19 protein-coding genes are annotated in these 19075 nt (G+C 72.5%); 14 read left to right on the top strand and 5 right to left on the bottom strand.

Going from position 1 to position 19075, the window contains the following annotated elements:
- Positions 1-3 precede the first annotated feature (3 nt).
- From L2C96_RS30915 to L2C96_RS30890, 6 genes are all read left to right on the top strand, one after another.
- Positions 4-1677 (top strand): dihydroxyacetone kinase family protein, encoded by a 1674-nt coding sequence (locus L2C96_RS30915; RefSeq protein ID WP_237338711.1) that lies wholly within the window; start codon positions 4-6, stop codon positions 1675-1677.
- On the top strand, positions 1674-2138 hold the full coding sequence (locus L2C96_RS30910; protein ID WP_237338710.1) for a ribose-5-phosphate isomerase: 465 nt from the start codon (positions 1674-1676) through the stop codon (positions 2136-2138). Before L2C96_RS30915 ends, L2C96_RS30910 begins: the two co-directional genes overlap by 4 nt.
- Positions 2139-2161: 23 nt before the next feature.
- Positions 2162-2845, top strand: coding sequence for a GntR family transcriptional regulator (locus L2C96_RS30905; protein WP_020422184.1), 684 nt, complete (start codon positions 2162-2164; stop codon positions 2843-2845).
- 51 nt (positions 2846-2896) lie between these two features.
- Positions 2897-3757 (top strand): transketolase, encoded by an 861-nt coding sequence (locus L2C96_RS30900; RefSeq protein ID WP_020422185.1) that lies wholly within the window; start codon positions 2897-2899, stop codon positions 3755-3757.
- A complete protein-coding gene (locus L2C96_RS30895; protein ID WP_027931236.1) occupies positions 3754-4740 on the top strand; it encodes a transketolase family protein in 987 nt (328 codons plus the stop codon). The genes L2C96_RS30900 and L2C96_RS30895 overlap by 4 nt, the downstream gene beginning before the upstream one ends.
- A gap of 159 nt (positions 4741-4899) precedes the next feature.
- The gene (locus L2C96_RS30890) at positions 4900-5709 is read left to right on the top strand and encodes a LuxR C-terminal-related transcriptional regulator (protein ID WP_020422187.1); all 810 of its coding nucleotides are present in this window, start codon (positions 4900-4902) and stop codon (positions 5707-5709) included.
- A gap of 36 nt (positions 5710-5745) precedes the next feature.
- Here the strand turns inward: L2C96_RS30890 and L2C96_RS30885 are convergent, their stop codons facing one another.
- The gene (locus L2C96_RS30885; protein WP_237338709.1) at positions 5746-7077 is read right to left on the bottom strand and encodes an MFS transporter; all 1332 of its coding nucleotides are present in this window, start codon (positions 7075-7077) and stop codon (positions 5746-5748) included.
- Between the two features lie 141 nt (positions 7078-7218).
- Here L2C96_RS30885 and L2C96_RS30880 point away from each other — a divergent pair, with 141 nt between their 5' ends.
- From L2C96_RS30880 to L2C96_RS30865, 4 genes are all read left to right on the top strand, one after another.
- Positions 7219-8913 (top strand): AMP-binding protein, encoded by a 1695-nt coding sequence (locus L2C96_RS30880; RefSeq protein ID WP_237338708.1) that lies wholly within the window; start codon positions 7219-7221, stop codon positions 8911-8913.
- Between the two features lie 59 nt (positions 8914-8972).
- Positions 8973-9977 carry a glucose-6-phosphate dehydrogenase (coenzyme-F420) gene (gene fgd / locus L2C96_RS30875; protein ID WP_020422190.1) on the top strand — a complete coding sequence of 335 codons (1005 nt, stop codon included), beginning with the start codon at positions 8973-8975 and terminating at the stop codon, positions 9975-9977.
- A 374-nt stretch (positions 9978-10351) separates the two neighbouring features.
- Entirely contained in the window at positions 10352-10642 is a 291-nt protein-coding gene (locus tag L2C96_RS30870) for an ArsR/SmtB family transcription factor (RefSeq protein ID WP_020422191.1), read from the top strand.
- Between the two features lie 21 nt (positions 10643-10663).
- Positions 10664-11656: an LLM class flavin-dependent oxidoreductase gene (locus L2C96_RS30865; protein WP_237338707.1), complete on the top strand. Its 993-nt coding sequence runs from the start codon at positions 10664-10666 to the stop codon at positions 11654-11656.
- A 176-nt stretch (positions 11657-11832) separates the two neighbouring features.
- Here L2C96_RS30865 and L2C96_RS30860 read toward each other — a convergent pair whose 3' ends face one another.
- Positions 11833-12255 carry a MarR family winged helix-turn-helix transcriptional regulator gene (locus L2C96_RS30860; RefSeq protein ID WP_237338706.1) on the bottom strand — a complete coding sequence of 141 codons (423 nt, stop codon included), beginning with the start codon at positions 12253-12255 and terminating at the stop codon, positions 11833-11835.
- Between the two features lie 101 nt (positions 12256-12356).
- Between L2C96_RS30860 and L2C96_RS30855 the strand changes: the two genes are divergently transcribed.
- Together L2C96_RS30855 and L2C96_RS30850 are read left to right on the top strand one after the other, a co-directional pair.
- On the top strand, positions 12357-13082 hold the full coding sequence (locus L2C96_RS30855) for a class I SAM-dependent methyltransferase (protein WP_237338705.1): 726 nt from the start codon (positions 12357-12359) through the stop codon (positions 13080-13082).
- 138 nt (positions 13083-13220) lie between these two features.
- Positions 13221-13976 (top strand): GAF and ANTAR domain-containing protein, encoded by a 756-nt coding sequence (locus L2C96_RS30850; protein ID WP_020422193.1) that lies wholly within the window; start codon positions 13221-13223, stop codon positions 13974-13976.
- A gap of 4 nt (positions 13977-13980) precedes the next feature.
- Here the strand turns inward: L2C96_RS30850 and L2C96_RS30845 are convergent, their stop codons facing one another.
- Positions 13981-14331, bottom strand: coding sequence for an STAS domain-containing protein (locus tag L2C96_RS30845; protein WP_237338704.1), 351 nt, complete (start codon positions 14329-14331; stop codon positions 13981-13983).
- Positions 14332-14507: 176 nt separating this feature from the next.
- On the opposite strand from L2C96_RS30845, the gene L2C96_RS30840 reads away from it, so the two are divergent.
- Complete coding sequence (locus tag L2C96_RS30840) at positions 14508-15248, top strand: GAF and ANTAR domain-containing protein (protein WP_237338703.1); 741 nt, start codon at positions 14508-14510, stop codon at positions 15246-15248.
- Between the two features lie 793 nt (positions 15249-16041).
- Here L2C96_RS30840 and L2C96_RS30835 read toward each other — a convergent pair.
- Together L2C96_RS30835 and L2C96_RS30830 are read right to left on the bottom strand one after the other, a co-directional pair.
- Positions 16042-16860 carry an endonuclease/exonuclease/phosphatase family protein gene (locus L2C96_RS30835; protein WP_237338702.1) on the bottom strand — a complete coding sequence of 273 codons (819 nt, stop codon included), beginning with the start codon at positions 16858-16860 and terminating at the stop codon, positions 16042-16044.
- Between the two features lie 53 nt (positions 16861-16913).
- Positions 16914-17921 (bottom strand): LLM class flavin-dependent oxidoreductase, encoded by a 1008-nt coding sequence (locus tag L2C96_RS30830; RefSeq protein ID WP_237338701.1) that lies wholly within the window; start codon positions 17919-17921, stop codon positions 16914-16916.
- A 42-nt stretch (positions 17922-17963) separates the two neighbouring features.
- Between L2C96_RS30830 and L2C96_RS30825 the strand changes: the two genes are divergently transcribed.
- On the top strand, positions 17964-18779 hold the full coding sequence (locus L2C96_RS30825; protein WP_237338700.1) for an NAD(P)H-binding protein: 816 nt from the start codon (positions 17964-17966) through the stop codon (positions 18777-18779).
- The last annotated feature ends 296 nt before the right edge of the window (positions 18780-19075 follow it).

The raw sequence follows: 19075 nt of genomic DNA, 5'->3' as shown, positions 1-19075 counted from the left end.
GCGATGACCTACCTCAGCAACGATCCGGCGACCTTCGCCGAGGACGCGCTCGCCGGGTTCTGCGAGCTGCACGCGGACACCGTGCGGCGCGTGCCCGGCGGGGCCGTCCGCCGCAACCGGCCGTCGCGGCCCAAGGTGGCCGTGCTGCCCGGCGGCGGGTCCGGCCACTACCCGGCCTTCTACGGCGTCATCGGTCCCGGCCTGGCCGACGGCGCGGTGAGCGGCAACCTGTTCACCTCGCCGTCCGCGCAGGACGCAGTGTCGGTGGCGCGGGCGGCGCACTCCGGCGCGGGCGTCGTCTTCACCTACGGCAACTACGCCGGCGACGTGATGAACTTCGGCCTGGCCACCGAACGCCTGCGGGCGCAGGGGATCCGGGCGGAGAACGTCGTGGTCACCGACGACATCGCCAGCGCGGAGCTGCCCGCCGAGCGCCGCGGCATCGCCGGGGACTTCACCGTCGTCAAGGTGATGGGCGCGGCCGCCGAGGAGGGCATGGACCTGGACGAGGTCGTGCGCGTCGGCCGCAAGGCCAACGACGCGACCCGCACGATCGGCGCCGCCTTCGCCGGCTGTACGTTCCCCGGCGCGGACGCCCCGCTGTTCACCGTGCCGGACGGGCACATGGGCCTCGGGCTCGGCATCCACGGCGAACCCGGCCTGCGCGACGTGCCGCGGCCTGCCGCGCGGGAACTCGCCGCGGATTTCGTGCGGCGCGTCCTCGCGGAGAAACCGGCCGGGGCGGGGGAGCGGATCGCGGTGCTGCTCAACGGGCTCGGCTCGGTCAAGCACGAGGAGCTGTTCGTGCTGTGGGCCGACGTGAGCCGCCTGCTGCGCGAATCCGGCCACACGCTGGTGCTGCCGGAGGTCGGCGAGCTCGTGACCAGCCTCGACATGGCCGGGGTGTCGCTGACCGTGACCTGGCTGGACGACGAGCTGGAACGGCTGTGGACCGCGCCCGCGTGGACGCCCGCGTTCCGCCGAGGCGCCATCGCCGCGGACTCCGGCGAGGAGGCCGTCGCGGAGGTGACCGACGACGGCCCGCGGTTCGCCGAGGCCTCCGCGGAGTCCCGGGAACTGGCCGGGGCGGTGCTCGACGGGCTGCGCGCGGTGCGGAAAGCGTTGCGGGAAGCCGAATCCGAGCTGGGCGCGATCGACGCGGTGGCCGGTGACGGCGACCACGGCCGTGGCATGGTCCGCGGCATCGACGCCGCCGTCACCGCCGCGGAAGCCGCCTGGCACCAGGGCGCGGGGGCGGGCGACGTGCTCGCCGCCGCCGGTGACGAGTGGGCTGCCCGCGCCGGCGGCACGTCCGGGGTCCTGTGGGGCGCCGGGCTGCGTGCGGCGGGCGAGGTCATCGGCGACGGCACGATCGACGCGGTCGCCGCCGTGGACGCGTTCACCGAGCGCGTGATGTCCCTCGGCGGCGCCGAGCCCGGCGACAAGACCCTGGTCGACGCGCTGGTGCCGTTCCGCGAGCGGCTCGCCTCGGGCACCTGGGCGCAGGCCGCGGCCGCCGCCGAAGACGCTGCCCGCGCCACCGCCGATCTGGTGCCGCGCAGGGGACGGGCCCGCCCGCTCGCCGAGCGCAGCGTCGGCACCCCGGACCCGGGAGCCGTGTCGCTGGCCCTGATCGCCCGCACCGTCTCCGAGTACCTGCGAGAAGGGACGCGATGAACTACCGCATCGTGGTCGGCTGCGACGACGCCGGCCTGGACTACAAGGAACAACTCGCCGCCGACCTGCGGGCCGACCCGCGGGTGGCGGAGGTGATCGACCTGGGCGTGCACCGCGGCGCGGACGACGTGCACCGGCCCTACCCGGAGATCGGGCTCGCCGCGGGCGAGGCGATCCGCGACGGCAGGGCCGACCGGGCGGTGCTGGTGTGCGGCACCGGCATCGGGATGGCGCTGTCGGCGAACAAGGTGCCCGGCGTGCGGGCCACCACCGCGCACGACTCGTTCTCCGTCGAACGCTCGATCCTGTCCAACAACTGCCAGGTGCTTGCGCTCGGGCAGCGGGTGGTCGGGCTGGAGCTGGCACGGCGGCTCGTGGCAGAGTGGCTGGGATACACCTTCGACGCGCGGTCCGCCAGCGCGGCGAAGGTATCGTTGATCAGCGAGTACGAGCGGTGCTGACGACCAGCCCGGGGAGGGCGCGCGTGGTGAAGGAGCCGAACCGCAACCTGCGGCAGATGGCTGTCGACACGCTGCGCCAGGCCATCACGACCGGCGAGTTCCCGCCGGGCAGCCACCTCGGCGAGGTGCAGGTCTCCGAGCAGCTCGGCATCAGCCGCGGCACCCTGCGCGAGGCGTTCCGCCAGCTCCAGCAGGAGGGGCTCGTCGAATACGGCGAGCGCGGCCGCGTCACGGTCCGGCTGATCAGCGAGAAGGACATCATCAACACCTTCACCGTCCGGGCGGCGCTGGAGGCGCTGGCCGGCGAGACGCTGGCGTCGAGCTACTACCGCGAGGAGCACTGCCGCCGCCTGCGGGCCGCGGTGGACCGGATGGCGCGCGCCACCCGGGTGTCGCTGGAGGCCCAGATCGAGGCCGACCTGGCCTTCCACGAGCTGCTGGTCGAGCTGACCGACAATGACGCGCTGGTGCGCTCGTGGAAGCTCCTCGAAGGCCCGATCCGCATGTGCATCATGTACCGCGGCCTGGAACGCGCCCTGTCCAACATGAGCCCGGGCCGCCACCTGGAGATCGTCACGGCGATCGAGTCCGGTGACCCGGTCAAGACGCAGAGCGTGATCTCCGAGCACATGGTCGCCACCGCGCAGGCCCTGCTGTTCGGCACGGTGCGCACCCGCCCGCGCATCGAGATCACCGGCGAGAACTGACTCTTCCCCCCGGGCGTGTTTTCCGCCCGGATCACGAAAGCGACGCAATCCATGACTGCATCGATCGCGCCGTCGGCGACCCGTGCCGACCGCGTCGCCGCGGCGGCCCACCGCATGCGGCACCACATCCTGAACATGGGCGAGGCCCAGGGCCAGGGCTACGTCGGGCAGGCGCTCGGCGCCGCCGACCTGCTCGCCACCGTCTACACCGACCAGCTGCGGCTGCGGCCTCAAGACCCGGAGTGGCCGGAGCGGGACCGGTTCCTGCTCTCCACCGGGCACTACGCCATCGGGCTGTACGCGGCGCTGGCCGAGGCCGGGGTGGTGCCGGTCGAGGAGCTGGAGACCTACGGCTCGGACGACTCGCGCCTGCCCATGTCGGGCATGGCGACCTACACCCCGGGCATGGAGATCTCCGGCGGCTCGCTCGGTCACGGGCTGACCGTCGCCGTCGGCATGGCGCTCGGGCTGCGGTTGCGGGGCTCGTCGTCGCGGGTGTTCAACTTCCTCTCCGACGGCGAGCTCGACGAGGGCTCCACGTGGGAAGCCGCGATGGGCGCCGCGCACCACCGGCTCGGGCTGCTCACCGCGATGGTCGACATCAACGCGCTGCAGGCCGACGGCCCCACCGCCGGTGTGCTGCGCACCGAGCCGGTCGTGGACAAGTGGGCGGCCGCGGGCTGGTTCGTCCGCCGCGTGGACGGCAACGACATCCCCGCCCTGCTCGCCGCGTTCGACGAGATCGCCGAGCAGGCGCGGCCGGACGGGCAGCCGTCGGTGCTGCTGTGCGACACCCGCATCGGCCGGGGCGTGCCGCTGCTGGAGACCAGGGAGAAGGCGCATTTCATGCGCATCGACGAGCACGAGTGGGACATCTGCCGCGGGCAGCTGGACGAAGGAGCGCGGGCGTGACCACCACCAAACGGCTGACCACGTCGGCGATGATCGCGTCGTTCGCCGACCCCGGCCAGAAGACGACGAGCGCGCCGTTCGGGCACGCGCTGGCCGCGCTCGCCGAGCAGGACACCCGGGTCGTCGGGCTGACCGCGGACCTCGGCAAGTACACCGACATGCACGTGTTCGCCCAGGCCCACCCGGACCGTTTCTTCCAGATGGGAATGGCCGAGCAGCTGCTGCTCGGCGCCGCGGCGGGCATGGCCGAGGTCGGGCTGGTGCCGTTCGCGTCCACCTACTCGGTGTTCGCGGCGCGGCGCGCGTACGACTTCCTGTGCCTGGACATCGCCGAGCCGAACCTCAACGTCAACGTGGTCGGCGGCCTGCCCGGCCTGACCACCGGGTACGGGCCGAGCCACCAGGCCACCGAGGACATCGCGATCTTCCGCGGCATGCCGAACCTGACGATCGTGGACCCGTGCGACTCGGTCGACATCGAGCAGGCCGTGCCGCAGCTGGCCGCGTGCGAGGGGCCGACGTACCTGCGGTTGCTGCGCGGCAAGGTGCCGACGGTGCTGGACGAGTACGACTACTCCTTCGAGCTCGGCAAGGCTGCCGTGCTCCGCGGCGGGAACGACGTCGTGTTCGTCTCCAGTGGACTGATGACGATGCGTGCGCTGCAGGCGGCGGAGAAGCTCGCCGCGCACAAGGTCGACGTGGCCGTGGTGCACACGCCGACGATCAAGCCGTTCGACTCGGAGACCGTGCTGCGCGAGATCGCCGGCGACCGGCTCGCGGTGACGCTGGAGAACCACACGGTGGTCGGCGGCCTGTTCGAGACGGTGGCCTCGGCGGCGGTGCGGGCCGGGGTGTCCGGCCGGATCGTGCCGGTCGCGCTGCCGGACGAGTTCCTGGCCGCCGGAGCGCTGCCCACGCTGCACGACCGGTACGGGCTGGCCACGGACCGCGTGGTGGAGCGGGTGCTGGCTGAGCTGGGCTGAGGCACCTCGGCTGAACGCCCGCTGCGTGACCACCTCCGTTGAACGCCGTGCGCTACCCCCGGACGGGGGTAGCGCCACCGCGCGGGTGTCGACGTGCCCTGGTCACGCGGGTACCGTGGGGCGACCGACGATGGTGTGGTGCGAGGAGGACGGACGCCGATGTCTGACGCCCGCTCGGTGCTGCATGTCGAGTTGGAGGGCGCCGCCCGCGTGGCGGGTCTGCCCGTCGTGTTCGGTGGTGAGGTGGTCGACGGCCGGTTGCGGCTGTCGGGCTTCGTCGGGACACGCACGACCGCGCTGCACAACCTGGACGTCCTGCCCGGCGCGGGCCTCGGCGGCCGCGTGCTGATGCAGGGCCACCCGATCGCCGTGAGCGACTACGGCAGCGCCCGCACCATCACCCACGACTACGACCGCCCGGTGCTCGCCGAGGGGCTGGCGTCGATCATCGCCGTGCCGGTCCGGGCCGGCGGCCGCTGCCGCGGGGTGCTGTACGGCGCGGTGCGGCGGCCGGTGACCTTCGGCGACCGCGTCCGCGACGCCCTCATGGAGTCCGGCAAGCGCCTGGCCCGTGAGCTGAGCGAGCGCGACGAGCTGACTGCGCGCCTCGACTCGCTGTCCCCCGGGGCCACCCGCGAGGAGCTGCGCTCGGTGCACTCCGAGCTGCGGGCCATCGCCGGCGCGCTGCCCGACCCCGAGGCCCGCCGCCGGATCTACGCGGCCGCGCAACGGCTCGTCGACCTCGGCGAGGGCAAACCCGTCCAGGGCCCGCGGGTGCGTCTGTCCACCCGGGAGACCGACGTGCTCGCCCAAGTCGCCCTCGGCTTCACCAACGGCGAGGTCGCCGAGCGGCTGTCGCTGTCGCGGGAGACCGTCAAGGCCTACCTCGGTTCCGTGATGCGCAAGCTGGACGCCCACACCCGCCACGAAGCCGTCGTCAAGGCGCGCCGGCTGATGCTGCTGCCCTGAGGCCGGTGGCGCCGCGCGGCGCCACCGGCCCCCGGTTCAGGCCACGGTCGCTTCGCTGGCCTGCCCGGCCGTCATCGCCGTGCCGCGGGTCTCCTTCAGCGCCAGCGTGGACACCAGCGAGATCAGGCCCGTCACCGCGAGCATCACGCCGACCGCGATGCTGCCGAAGCTCGCGGTCAGGCCGGGCGCCACCAGCGGCGGAATCGCGCCACCCAGGACACCCGCGAGGTTGTAACCCAGGCCCGCGCCGGTGTAGCGGAAGCGGGTCTGGAACAGCTCCGGCAGGAACGACCCGGCCGGCCCGTACGCCACCGCGAAGATCATCAGCGTGACCAGCACACCGACGGCGAACGCGACCGGGCTGCCGGTGTCCAGCAACGGGAACAGCGCCAGCGACCACACCACGCCGAGCGCCGAGGAGTACACGATCACCCGCCGCCGCCCGAGCCGGTCCGACAGCACGCCGGCGACCACGATGACGATCCCGAACGCCACCGCCGCCGCGATGCCGATGCCCAGCACCACCGGCCGCGTCAGCCCCGCCCCGGTCTTGCTCGTGCCGTAGCTGGTCAGGTACGTGGTGCCCATGTAGAAGAACGCGAACAGCATCGTCAGCGAACCGGCCGACAGCAGGATCTCCCGCGGCTGCTTGCGCACCGCCTCCAGGAACGGCAGCCGCTTCGGGCGGTCCAGGCCCGCAGTGCCGCCCGCCGCGACGAACGCCGGGGTCTCGGCGATGCTCATCCGCACGTAGAACCCGACGGCCACCAGCAGGATGCTCACCAGGAACGGCACCCGCCACCCGTAGTCCAGGAACGCGGCGTCCGCGTCGCCCATCACCAGGTTCGTCACCAGGAACGTGCCGCTGGACAACGCGAACGCGATCGCGGGGCCCAGCTGCGGGAACACCGCGTACAGGCCGCGTTTGGCCGGTGGCGCGTACTCCGCGGTCAGCAGCGTCGCCCCGGCCCACTCGCCGCCGACCGCGAGCCCCTGCGCGAACCGCAGCACGACCAGGATGATCGGCGCGGCCACCCCGATGGTCGCCGCGCCCGGAAGCAGTCCGATGAGGACGGTGGCGATGCCCATCAGCAGCAGCGTGGAGATCAGGGTGCGCTTGCGGCCGATGCGGTCGCCGAAGTGTCCGAACAGGATCGCGCCGACCGGCCGGGCGATGAACGCGACGGCGAACGTGGCGAACGCGGCCACGGTCCCGGCCGTCGCGCCGAGCGCCGGGAAGAACACCTTCGGGAACACCAGCGCGGCCGCGGTGCCGTAGATGAAGAAGTCGTAGTACTCGATGGTCGTCCCGACGCAGCTGGCCACGGCCACCTTGCGCATCGGGACCGCCGGGGTCTGGCTCGACACGGGTTCTCCTCGTCGTTGAGGTCTCACTGGCCAGGAATCGTCCGGTATGGACAAAACGGGCGCTACCCCCATCCGTGGGTATCGCCCCGGCGGCAGCCGATTGCATGATGTCGGGCAGCCCGAGCGAAAGGACACAAAGCGGTGAACGCGACCGATGCCTACCGTGCGAGCAGGGACCAGCTGGTGGCGCTGCGGGAGGACCACGCCCGCGCCGTGGCCGAGTTCCGCTGGCCCGAGCTGGGGGAGCGGTTCAACTGGGCGGTGGACTGGTTCGACGCGATCGCGCGCGACAACGACCGGCCCGCGCTGGTGATCGCCGAGGAGGACGGCACCACCACACAGCGATCGTTCGCCGACATGTCCCGCGCCTCGGACCGGCTGGCCGCATGGCTGCGCGAGCGGGGCGTGCGCCGCGGCGTTCCGGTGCTGCTGATGCTCGGCAACCAGGTCGAGCTGTGGGAGTCGATGCTGGCGATCATGAAGCTGGGCGCGGTGATCCTGCCGACCACCAGCGCCGTCGGCCCGGCCGACCTGACCGACCGGATCACCCGCAGCGGCGCGGAGTTCGTCATCTGCAACGCCGCCGACACCGGCAAGTTCGCCGACGTGCCCGGCGGGTACACCCGGATCAGCGTCGGCGCGGCGGACGGCTGGGCCGACCTGCGTGAGGCCGCGGACACGCCGCACGTCCCGGTCGAGCACCCGGGCACCGCGCCCGGCGACCCGCTGCTGCTGTACTTCACCTCGGGCACCACGTCCCGGCCGAAGCTGGTGGAGCACACCCAGGTGTCCTACCCGGTCGGGCATCTGTCCACGATGTACTTCCTCGGGCTGCGGCCGGGCGACGTGCACCTCAACATCTCCTCGCCCGGCTGGGCGAAGCACGCGTGGTCGTGCTTCTTCGCGCCGTGGATCGCCGAGGCGACGATCTTCGTCTACAACTACCGCCGCTTCGACGCCGCCGCGCTGCTGGAGCAGCTGCGGAAGCGCGAAGTCTCCTCGTTCTGCGCCCCGCCCACGGTGTGGCGCATGCTGATCAACGCCGACCTGGGCGAGCGGCCGTCCGCGCTGCGCGAGGTCATCGGCGCGGGCGAACCGCTCAACCCGGAGGTGATCGAGCAGGTCCGGCGGGCGTGGGGGCTGACGATCCGGGACGGCTTCGGGCAGACCGAGACGACCGCGCAGGTCGGCAACACGCCCGGCTCGCCGGTCAAGGCCGGCTCGATGGGCCGCGCCCTGCCCGGAGTGCCGGTCGTGCTGGTCGACCCGGCGAGCGGACAGCCGCTTTCCGGCCCCGGCGAGGGCGAGATCTGCCTGGACCTGTCACGCTCGCCGGTGAACCTGATGACCGGCTACCAAGGCGACCCCGAGCGCAACGCAGAGGCCATGGCGGGCGGTTACTACCACACGGGTGACGTGGCGACGATCGACGCCGAGGGCTACATCACCTACATCGGCCGCACCGACGACGTGTTCAAGGCCAGCGACTACAAGATCAGCCCGTTCGAGCTGGAGTCGGTCCTGATCGAGCACCCGGCGGTGGCCGAGGCGGCGGTCGTGCCCGCGCCGGACCCGGTGCGGCTGGCCGTGCCCAAGGCCTACGTCGCGCTCGCGCCCGGCCACGAGCCGACCAAGGAGACCGCGTTGTCGATCCTGCGGCACGCCCGCGAGAACCTCGCGCCGTGGCAGCGGGTGCGGCGGCTCGAGTTCTTCGAGCTGCCCAAGACGATCTCCGGCAAGATCCGGCGCGTCGAGCTGCGGTCCCGCGAGGACGAGCTGGGCACGGGCAGCCCCGCGGAGTGGCGCGACGACCAGTTCCCGGACCTGCGCGGCTGAACGGTCCCTCCCGCGCGCAGTAGGTTGGAGGTGAGCAACCAGTGTGAGGGAGGACGAACGTGGGTCTGAAAGTCGGCTACAAGGCCTCGGCGGAGCAGTTCGGTCCGCGGGATCTGGTCGAGTACGCCGTGCGGGCCGAGGAGCTGGGCCTGGACTCGGTGATGGTGTCCGACCACTTCCTGCCGTGGCGGCACGAGGGCGGGCACGCCCCGTTCGCGTTGTCCTGGATGTCGGCGGTGGCCGAGCGGACGAACCGGGTGCAGATCGGGACGAGCGTGCTGACCCCGACGTTCCGGTACAACCCGGCCGTGATCGCGCAGGCGTTCGCGACGATGTCGCTGCTGTCGGGCGGCCGGGTGATTCTCGGCGTGGGCACGGGCGAGGCGCTCAACGAGATCGCGGTGTCGGGCCGGGAGTGGCCGGAGTTCAAGGAGCGGTTCGCGCGGCTGCGTGAGGCGATCAAGCTGATGCGCGAGCTGTGGACCACCGACAACGTGTCGTTCGAGGGCGAGTACTACACCCTGGTCAACGCCAAGATCTACGACCGGCCGGAGCAGCCGGTGCCGGTGTACGTGGCCGCGGGCGGCCCGGTGGTGGCCAAGTACGCGGGCCGCGCCGGCGACGGCTTCATCTGCACCTCGGGCAAGGGCATGGAGCTCTACAACGACAAGCTGATGCCGGCGGTCGCCGAGGGTGCCGCGGCAGCCGAGCGGGACGTCGCGGGCATCGACAAGATGATCGAGATCAAGATGTCCTACGACCGGGACCACGAGAAGGCGCTGGAGAACACCCGGTTCTGGGCGCCGCTGTCGCTGACCCCGGAGCAGAAGCACAGCGTGTCCTCCGCCGAGGAGATGGAGCGCCTGGCCGACGAGCTGCCGATCGAGCAGGTCGCCAAGCGGTGGATCGTGGCCTCCGACCCGGACGAGGCCGTCGCGCAGATCAAGCCGTACCTGGACGCGGGCCTGAACCACCTCGTGTTCCACGGCCCCGGCCACGACCAGGAGCGGTTCCTGACGCAGTTCGCCGAGGACGTCCTGCCGCGGCTGCGCGCACTGGGCTGAGCCCCGCGCGCCGCTCACGGACCGCGTGTCCGTGAGCGGCGCCGTTCTGGCCTGACCCGGTTGCGGCCGGGGCGGTTCCCGTCGTGGCTGTATGCCTGGACTGAGTGCCGTGCGCGGCCGCGGACCGCGGGCCCGTGATCGCAGCGGTGCTCCGCCTCGCTGCGATCACGGCCCTGGGCGCCTGGCCGGCGCGGCTTTCGGCCGGAGCGGTTCCCGCCACGGCTGCCTGCTCTGAGTGCTCCGGCCACTAGCCGATCGCTCCTGCCTCCGCGTCGCGGTACCGGTCGTCGCCGCCCGTGAGCGGCGTCATGGTGCGGACCCCTCGTCGGCGGGAGTAATTTCGGGAATTAGCGAAATGTCGAAGGACGGTGCGGGTGCTCCCTGAGTGCAAGGCCCTGGCGAACGAGACGCGGCTGCGCATCCTGGAGTGGCTCAAGGACCCGGCGGCCAGCTTCCCGGCGGCTGCCGACACGGCCGGGCTGGGGGTGTGCGTCGGCCTGATCCAGCAGAAGGCAGGCACCTCCGCGTCGACGGTTTCGGCGCACCTGGCCATCCTGCAGCGCGCCGGGTTCCTGCTGGCCACGCGACAGGGCCAGTGGACCTACTACCGGCGCGACGAGGACCGCATCCGCGCCTTCACCGAACGACTGCACCGCGACCTGTGACCCGGAAAAGGTGAGCCCGTCATGTCCCCAGTCCTGTCCGTACTGGACCTCGCGCCGATCGCGCCCGGCCAGACCGCGCGCGAGAGCTTCGCGGCCAGCGTGGCGCTCGCGCAGGCCGCCGAGCGCAGCGGCTACCGGCGGGTCTGGTACGCCGAGCACCACAACATGGCGTCCATCGCCTCCAGCGCGACCAGCGTGGTGATCGGGCACGTCGCCGAGCACACGTCGACCATCCGGCTGGGCGCCGGCGGGATCATGCTGCCCAACCACTCGCCGCTGGTGATCGCCGAGCAGTTCGGCACGCTGGAGACCCTGTTCCCGGGACGCATCGACCTCGGGCTCGGCCGGGCGCCGGGCAGCGACCAGCAGACGATGGTGGCGCTGCGGCGCGACCCGATGTCGGCGGATTCGTTCCCGCAGGACGTGCTGGAGCTGCAGGCGTACCTGGGCGGCAAGGCCGTGCAGGGCGTGCGGGCCGTGCCGCGCGCCGAGGGCGTCGTGCCGCTCTACATCCTGGGCTCGTCGCTGTTCGGGGCGCAGCTGGCCGCCCAGCTCGGGCTGCCGTACGCGTTCGCGTCGCACTTCGCGCCGGACTCCCTGCACCAGGCCGTCTCGCTGTACCGCGAGCGGTTCCAGCCGTCGGAGCAGCTCGCCGAGCCGTACGTGATCGCCGGGGCGAACGTGTTCGCGGCGGAGGACCACGACGAGGCCGAGGCCCAGCGGTCGGTGGCGTACCGGGCGCGCACCCGGGCGATGCTGTCGCAGGGCCGCGCGGGGGCGAACTTCACCGACGCGGAGATCGACGCGTTCCTGGCCTCGCCGCGCGGCCGCGGCCTGGCGTCGATGACGCGCTACACCGCGGTCGGCACTCCCGACGAAGTGCGCGCCTACCTGGCGGACTTCGCGACCGAAGCCCAGGCCGACGAGCTGATCCTGGCGCACCACGCGCACGACATCGCGGACCGGGTCCGGTCGGTGGAGCTGACGGCGAACGCCATGGCGGCGGTCGCCTAGGAACTCCGGCTGGCCGCCCCAGCCCGGGGCGCGCAGGTGCCGGCCGCGGACCCGCGTGGTGCAGCCGGAGGTCGGCTGCAGGCGCGGGTGCCGCCCACAGGCGGATCGGCGGCGCGCTGCCCCTGGACAGTGCCGCGCTGGCGCGGCCGGTCCGGGCGGTCAGCGGCGCCCAAGCGCTAGTCGCGTCGCATGCGGATCAGCAGGTTCCGCAGCTCGGCGAGTTCCCCTGCCCCCAGCTCCCGGCACGGTGAGCCGCTCGCGGCGTGGCTGTCGATCCGCTCCAGCGCGGTCTCGGCAGCCGCCGTCAGGTGGATGCGGCGCACCCGCCGGTCGGCCTCGTCGGCGCGGCGTTCGAGCAGTCCCCGCGCCTGCAGACGGTCCACCAGCGCCGTGACGGTCGGCGGCTCCGTGTCCAGCCAGGCCGCCAGCTGCCCGATCGGCGGCGCCTCCCGCTCCTGCCGCAGCCGCCGCAGCACCAGCCACTGCAGCTCGGTCAGCCCCTCCGCCCGGTACGCCTCGCCGTAGACCTGCCGCGCGCGCTCCACCACGTCGAACAGCAACGCGGCCACCTCGCCGACCAGCGCCGGATCATGTGCCACTTGTCCCTCCCGCCGCATATGCTTAGACTGCACTAAATATGAGTGCCATTGAAGCTTCTGTTCAGGGTAGTACCACCTGGGGCGACGGTGACTACCCGTCGATGGCGCGCCGACTCGAACCGGTCGCCCGGCAGGTCGTCGACGAAGCCGCGATCACCGCCCGGGACATGGTGCTCGACATCGCCACGGGCACCGGCAACGCGGCCCTGCTCGCCGCCACCCGGGCACGCACCATCGCCGTCGACTTCGAACCCGCCCTCGTGCGGATCGGCGCCACGCGGAGCGCCGCGGTCGGCTGGCTGGTCGGCGACGCGGCCGCGCTGCCCATCGCCGACGGCGCCGCGAACGTGGTCCTGTCGGTCTTCGGCGTCATGTACGCGCCCGGCTCCGCGGCCCGCGAACTGGCCCGCTGCACCAAACCGGGCGGCCGCGTCGTGCTCGCCTCGTGGGTCCCGGGCAGCCTCCTGCCTGCCACCGGTGCCGCGATGGCGCCCTTCCTGCCACCGCCCACCGGCGCGCCGCCCTCCCGCTGGGGTGACCCCGCCGCCCTCGCCGATCTGCTGACGCCCCACCGCCTCCGGCTCGACGCGGCCGACGCGCACGACCTGCCCCTGATCTTCCCCGACGTGGAGACGGCCGCCGGGTTCTTCGTCGACACCGCCGGCCACGCCCAGCGCGAGCGTCCGCGCCTGGAAGCCGAGGGCCGGTGGGACGACCTGCACGCCGCTGTGGGCGACGCGATCGAAGCCCGAGCCACGCACCGCGCGGGCGGGATCGAGTTGCGGGCGCGGTACCTGCTGGCACGTCTGCGCCGCACCCGCGCCTGACCTGCGATCCGCCCGCCGGGCGGCCGGGTAATATCGGCCGGGTTGTTGAGCAGACAGCGACCGGGTGCGGGCCCGGTGCTGTCTGTCGCTGGTCGCTCGCCCCGCTCCGGATGGTTGCCAGGAAGGGACACGACCAGGATGAGCGACGGTGCGGCAGGCCAGCTCGCACACCTCGACGAGGTGACCCGTGCACTCGAGGAACTGGCCGGCACGGTCGGGAACACCGACGACTTCGACGTGCTGCTGCGGGTGGTCTGCGAGCAGGTCGTGCGCGTGGTGCCCGGGGCCGACATGGCCTCGATCACGGTGCTCGACGATTCCGGCGCGCGATCGGTGGCTTCGACCGACGACCGCGCCACGCGCATCGACGCGGCGCAGTACGACGAGGACGACGGCCCGTGCCTGCGCGCGGCGCGCACCGGGCAGGTGGTCCGGGTCGAGGTCGGCACGGCGCGGGAGTTGTGGCCCGGGTTCTCCGCCGTCGCAGCCGGGCACGGGGTGGCGAGCTACCTGGCTTCGCCGCTGCAGGTGCGCGACGAGGCGATGGGCGCGATCAACCTGTTCGGGTTCGGCGAGCACGGGTTCCGCGACGTCGACCAGAAGTACCTGGAGCTGTACGCGACGGTCGTGGACACGGTGCTGCACCTGTCCAGACGCGCGTTGCGCACCCAGGAACAGGTGCGCCAGCTGCGCGCGGCGATGCGCACGCGCGGGGTCATCGAGCAGGCCAAGGGCATCCTGATGGCTGCGAGGCGGATCAGCGCCGACGAGGCCTTCCAGCTCCTGGTGGGGCAGTCCCAGCGGGAGAACGTCAAGCTGCACACCATTTCGGCGCGGTTCGTCGCCGAGCACTCCGGGCACGTGGTGGACCCGGACGACAGCCTGCCGAACTGATGCGTCAGGCCGCCGACGGCACCGCCGAGGCGATCGTGAAGACCCGGTCCAGCCCGGTCAGCTCGAGCGGGCGCAGCACCGGGCGGCTCGTGCAGGCCAGGATGAACTCCTGCCCGGCGGCCTCGCACTCCCGCGAAACCTCGACCAGCAACGCGAGGCCGCCCGAGTCGAGGAATCCGACGCGCAGGAGGTCGAGAACCAGCGTGCGCGGCGGGGGCACCGGCGCCCCCGCGCGGGCCGCCCCCAGCCCGTCCCGCAGGTGGACGACGGTTCCGGCGTCGATTTCACCCGTCACGGTCACGACGAGCGCGTCGGGCCGGTAGGTCCACTCCACTTTCAGGTTCGTCACTGGCATCTCCTGGGGCAAGCTCGTGGGCTCGCGAAACAGGGCAGGACACGGACACCGCGCTGCCGACGGAAACTGGCGAGCCACAGCTGCTTGTATAACCGTGACGCAACCGACCCTACCGCATCGCCCGGCTAGGCTTGCCGGACGAGGACCGGCAGGTCGTGTGGAAGAGACGAGGTGTCATGAGCGAATCGCTCCTGTCCGCACCCGCGGTGCTCACGATCGCGCAGGAACTCGCCGAGATCGGCAGGCTGGTGGACGACGACGACGTCACCTCGACCCTGTCCCGGTACGTGGCGCGTGCCTGCGCGTTGCTGCCGGGTTGCGACCGCGCGTCCATCACGGTCCGCACGCCGGCGGGGACGGCCGAGGTGCTCGCGTCCGCGGGCAAGCCGTTGCCGGAGCCGCCGACCGACGGGTCCGGGCCGGACCCGGTCACGGAGGCGCTGACCTACCGCGAGCCGCGGCGGGTGGACGACACCGCGACGGACGAGCGGTGGCCCGCCTACAGCGCGCACCTGCGCCGGCACGGGTTCGGCAGCGCGCTGACGCTGCCACTGCCCGGCGCCGAGTCCGGGGCGGCGTTCAGCGTGCTCTCCGCCGAGCGCGGCCGTTTCGGCGAGGATTCACACGACCTGGCGCTGTTGTTCACCCTCCACGCGGGCGTGGCGTTCGACAACAGCGCGCTCTACCACGACAACATCCGCCTGCTGGGGCACGTGCAGACAGCGCTGCGCACGCGGACGGTCATCGCGCAGGCGCAGGGCCTGCTGATGCACCACGGCCACCAGACGGCGGACGAGGCGCTCGCCGCGCTGAAGCGGATGTCGCAGCAGCGGAACGTGAAACTGCGCGACGTGGCGGCCGCGCTGGTGACGGCCCACCACGAGGGCCGGCTGGCGGAGGTGCTGCGGGCGCGCTGAGTGTCCGCCTCGGGCGTGGCTCGGCGGGCGGTGATGTGGGCAGGTGAGCGCAGCTGGGGGCGCTGGGTGGTCTGCCGGGCGGGTTTTGTTGGTTGGTGGGTGACTGCCGTTGGGCGGTGGTGCTGGAGTCCCGCTGAGTATCGGCCTTGGCTTGGTCGTTCGGCGGTGGAATGTGCTGGCGAGCGCGGCTGGGGGCGCTGGGTGGTCTGCCGGGCGGGTTTTGTTGGTTGGTGGGTGACTGCCGTTGGGCGGTGGTGCTGGAGTCCCGCTGAGTATCGGCCTTGGCTTGGTCGTTCGGCGGTGGAATATGCTGGCGAGCGCAGCTGGGGGCGCTGGGAGGTCAATCGGGCAGGCTTCATAGGTTGGCGCGCCACTGCCGGCCGCCGGCGGAGGTGTCGGAGGCGTCCGCCTCGGTGTGGTCGCTCGACCGCCGTGTTCGCCGTCGTGTTCAGCGAATGCGGCTGGATGCGCTGGGAGGTCAACCGGGCGGGCTCGTCGGCCAAGGCACAACCGCGCGCCGCCTGCCGGGCGCTGGCCGCCCGCTGACCGTCCACGGCAGGCGTGGTCGCCAGGCGGTCGATGCCCGCCCACCGGGCGGGCCGTCGGCTGGCCGACCCTCGGCGTGCCGGCCAGCCGGACCTTCCGCGCGCGGAAGGTCCGTTGACCGTCCACCTCGACCAGTTGGCGTTGGCGCTCGCGCCTGGAGCGCCGGGGTCCGCGGAACTGCCCACGCTGCGCAGACATCCGCGGACCACGGCGGCAAAGGGGCCGCTGCTGCCAGCGTGCCTGAAACTCAGTGCCGCACGAGCACGCGGCTCATCAGCGGCAAGTGGTCCGAGGCCACGGGAGCCCCGTCCAGCACCCGCGTCACCAGCGGCTGCACCGAGCGCGACGCGTAGATGTAGTCGATCCGCCGGTCCGGCGCCTCCGCCGGGTACGTCGCGCCCGCGCCCTTCCCGGACACCGGCCACGTGTCGGTGAAGGCCGCGTTCAGCGTGGCGATCTCCGGGGCTTCCGGGAGCGCGTTCAGGTCGCCCACGAGCACCGCAGGCGTGGTGTCGCCGATGAGCTCCGTGATCTGCCGGGTCTGCTCCAGCCGGTCCACCTGGGAACTGGCCGCGAGGTGTGTGTCGTACACGTGCACCGCCACGCCGCGCACGTCCAGCACCGCGTGCAGCAGCCCGCGCTGCTCCTGGTTCGGCGACCGGAACAGGTGCGTGTTGTCCCACGCGGTGATCGGGTAGCGGGACAGGATCGCGGTGCCGTACTGGATCCGCGGGCTGCCGGCGGCGGGCGGGTCCCGGTCGATGTTCGCGCCGAAGACCACGTGGTAGCCGAGCATCCGGGCGAGCTCGGCGGCCTGGTCGGCCCACTCGCTGCGCGCCGAGTAGTGCCGGTCCACCTCCTGCAGCCCGACCACGTCGGCGCCGCTGTCCCGGATCACCCCGGCCACGCGCGCGAGGTCGAGCACGTCGTCGGTGCCCTGCGCGTGGTGGATGTTGAAACTCAGCACGGACAGCACCCGCTGCCGCGGCTCGCTCGCGTTCGCGGGCGCCACCGAGGTCAGCAGGATTCCGCTCAGCATCAGCACGATCGCCAGTGTTCTACGCACCCGGCGATCTTCGGCCGTGCACATGAGGACCCGGTGAACGAGCGGCGAACGTTTCAGCGCCAGCCGGCGTCGGGTGCGACGTCGCGGACGATCGACTCCAGCAGGTGCGCGTTGTAGTCCACGCCGAGCTGGTTCGGCACCGTCACCAGGACCGTGTCCGCCGCCTGCACGGCCGCGTCCTCGGCGAGCTGCTTGGCGATCACGTCCGGCTCGCCCGCGTAGGTCTTCCCGAACCGCGCCACCCCGCCGTCGAGCCAGCCGACCTGGTCCTGGCTGTCCCGTTCCCGCCCGAAGAACCGCCGGTCGACGTCGGTGGTGATCGGAATTACGCTGCGGCTCACCGACACCCGCGGCTCGCGGACGTGCCCCTGGCGCGCCCACTCCGCGCGGAAGATCTCGATCTGCTCGGCCTGCAGCTCGTCGAACGGCACCCCGGTGTCCTCCGTGAGCAGTGTCGAGCTCATCAGGTTCATCCCCTGCTCGGCGGCCCACTTCGCGGTGGCGCGGGTGCCGCTGCCCCACCAGATCCGCTCGTACAGCGTCGGCGACTGCGGCTGGATCGCGAGCATCCCGCCGCGGCCGGTCATCCGCGGATCGGCCCGGACGACACCGCTGCCGCCGATCGCGGTCCGGAAGATCTCCGTGTGCTTGCGCGCCATGTCCGCGTCGGTCTCGCCGTCGGCCGGGACGTAGCCGAACGCGGACGCGCCGTGCAGCGCGGGTTCGGGGGAGCCGCGGCTGATGCCGAGCTGCAGCCGTTCGCCGCTGAGCAGGTCGGTGGCCGCGGCCTGTTCGGCCATGTAGAGCGGGTTCTCGTAGCGCATGTCGATCACGCCGGTGCCGAGCTCGATGCGCTCGGTGCGCGCGGCCATCGCCGCCAGCAGCGGGAAGGGTGTCGAGAACTGGGGCGCGAAGTGGTGCACGCGTAGGAACGCGCCGTCGACGCCCAGCTCCTCGGCGGCCACGGCGAGCTCGACCATCTGCCGCAGCGCGTCGCCGGCCGTCGGGGTGGGCGTGCCCGGCTGGTGGTGGCCGAACGAAAGGAACCCGATCTTCTTCACACCGGGTATTGTCCAGGACTCGACCGGCATCTGGGGGGCACGATGTTTCTCGTCACTGGCGCGACCGGCACGGCGGGCGGGGCGGTGGTGCGCGAGTTCGCCGGGACTGGTGAGCCGGTGCGGGCGCTGGTGCGGAAGCCGGACGCCGTGGTCCCCGGTGCGGAGCCGGTGGTCGGCGATCTCAACGATCCGGCGAGCGTCCCGTTCGAGGGCGTGACTGGGGTGTTCCTGCTGTCCGGGTACGCGGACATGCCGGGGCTGCTGGCGCGGGCGCGGGCGGCTGGTGTCGAGCGGGTGGTGTTGTTGTCCGGTGGGTCGGCCGCGCTCGCGGATCTGGACAACGCGGTGTCGCGGTACATGACGCTGTCCGAACGGGCCGTGCGGGAGTCCGGTCTGGCGTGGACGTTCCTGCGGCCGCGGGCGTTCATGTCGAACGCGCTGCGGTGGCTGCCGCAGCTGCGGGCGGGCGACGAGGTGCGTGTGCAGTACCCGGACGTGCCCGCGGCGTGCGTCGACCCGGGCGACATCGCGGCGGTGGCCGTGCGGGCGCTGCGGGGCGGGCACGAGGGCCGGATCTACGATCTGACCGGTCCCGAGGCGCTGTTGCCTGCCCAGCAGGTGGCGGTGCTCGGGCGTGTGCTGAGCCGGGACCTGCGCGCGGTGGGCCTGTCCGACGAGGAGACCCGGGCCGAGATGGCAGCGGCGATGCCGGCCGACTACGTGGAGGCGTTCGCCCAGTTTTACGCCGAGGGCAAGCTGGACGAGGCCACGGTGCACCCCGACGTGGCCGAAGTGACCGGGCGGGCGCCGCGCACGTTCGAGCAGTGGGCGCGGGAGAACGCGGACGCTTTCCGCTGACCTGCTGGGGAAAATGTCGCGCGCAGGGTCTGAAGTGGACGCTCCCGGGCGCAACCTTCGGGGCGCCTTCAAGGACGGGAAACTCGCACTGCGGAGCGATGCGCCTGACAGTGCGAGACGTGAGACCGCGTGGCAGCGTGGGCGCGGCTCGCGCCTGGAGGCAGATCGCACCGCGGAGCCTGTGATTCGGGCGGGGCAGTGCGGGACGCATCGGAGGCGTGGGGTAGCACGGGTGGCGTGGCGGGGCGTGTGGTTCGGGCGGGGGGCAGCGCGGGATGCGTCGCGGGGCGTGTGGT

Source organism: Amycolatopsis tucumanensis (assembly GCF_021654135.1).
Taxonomy (GTDB): Bacteria; Actinomycetota; Actinomycetes; order Mycobacteriales; family Pseudonocardiaceae; genus Amycolatopsis_E; species Amycolatopsis_E tucumanensis.
The sequence above is the reverse complement of the archived record's forward strand: the minus strand, read 5'-3'. Positions and strand labels throughout refer to the sequence as shown.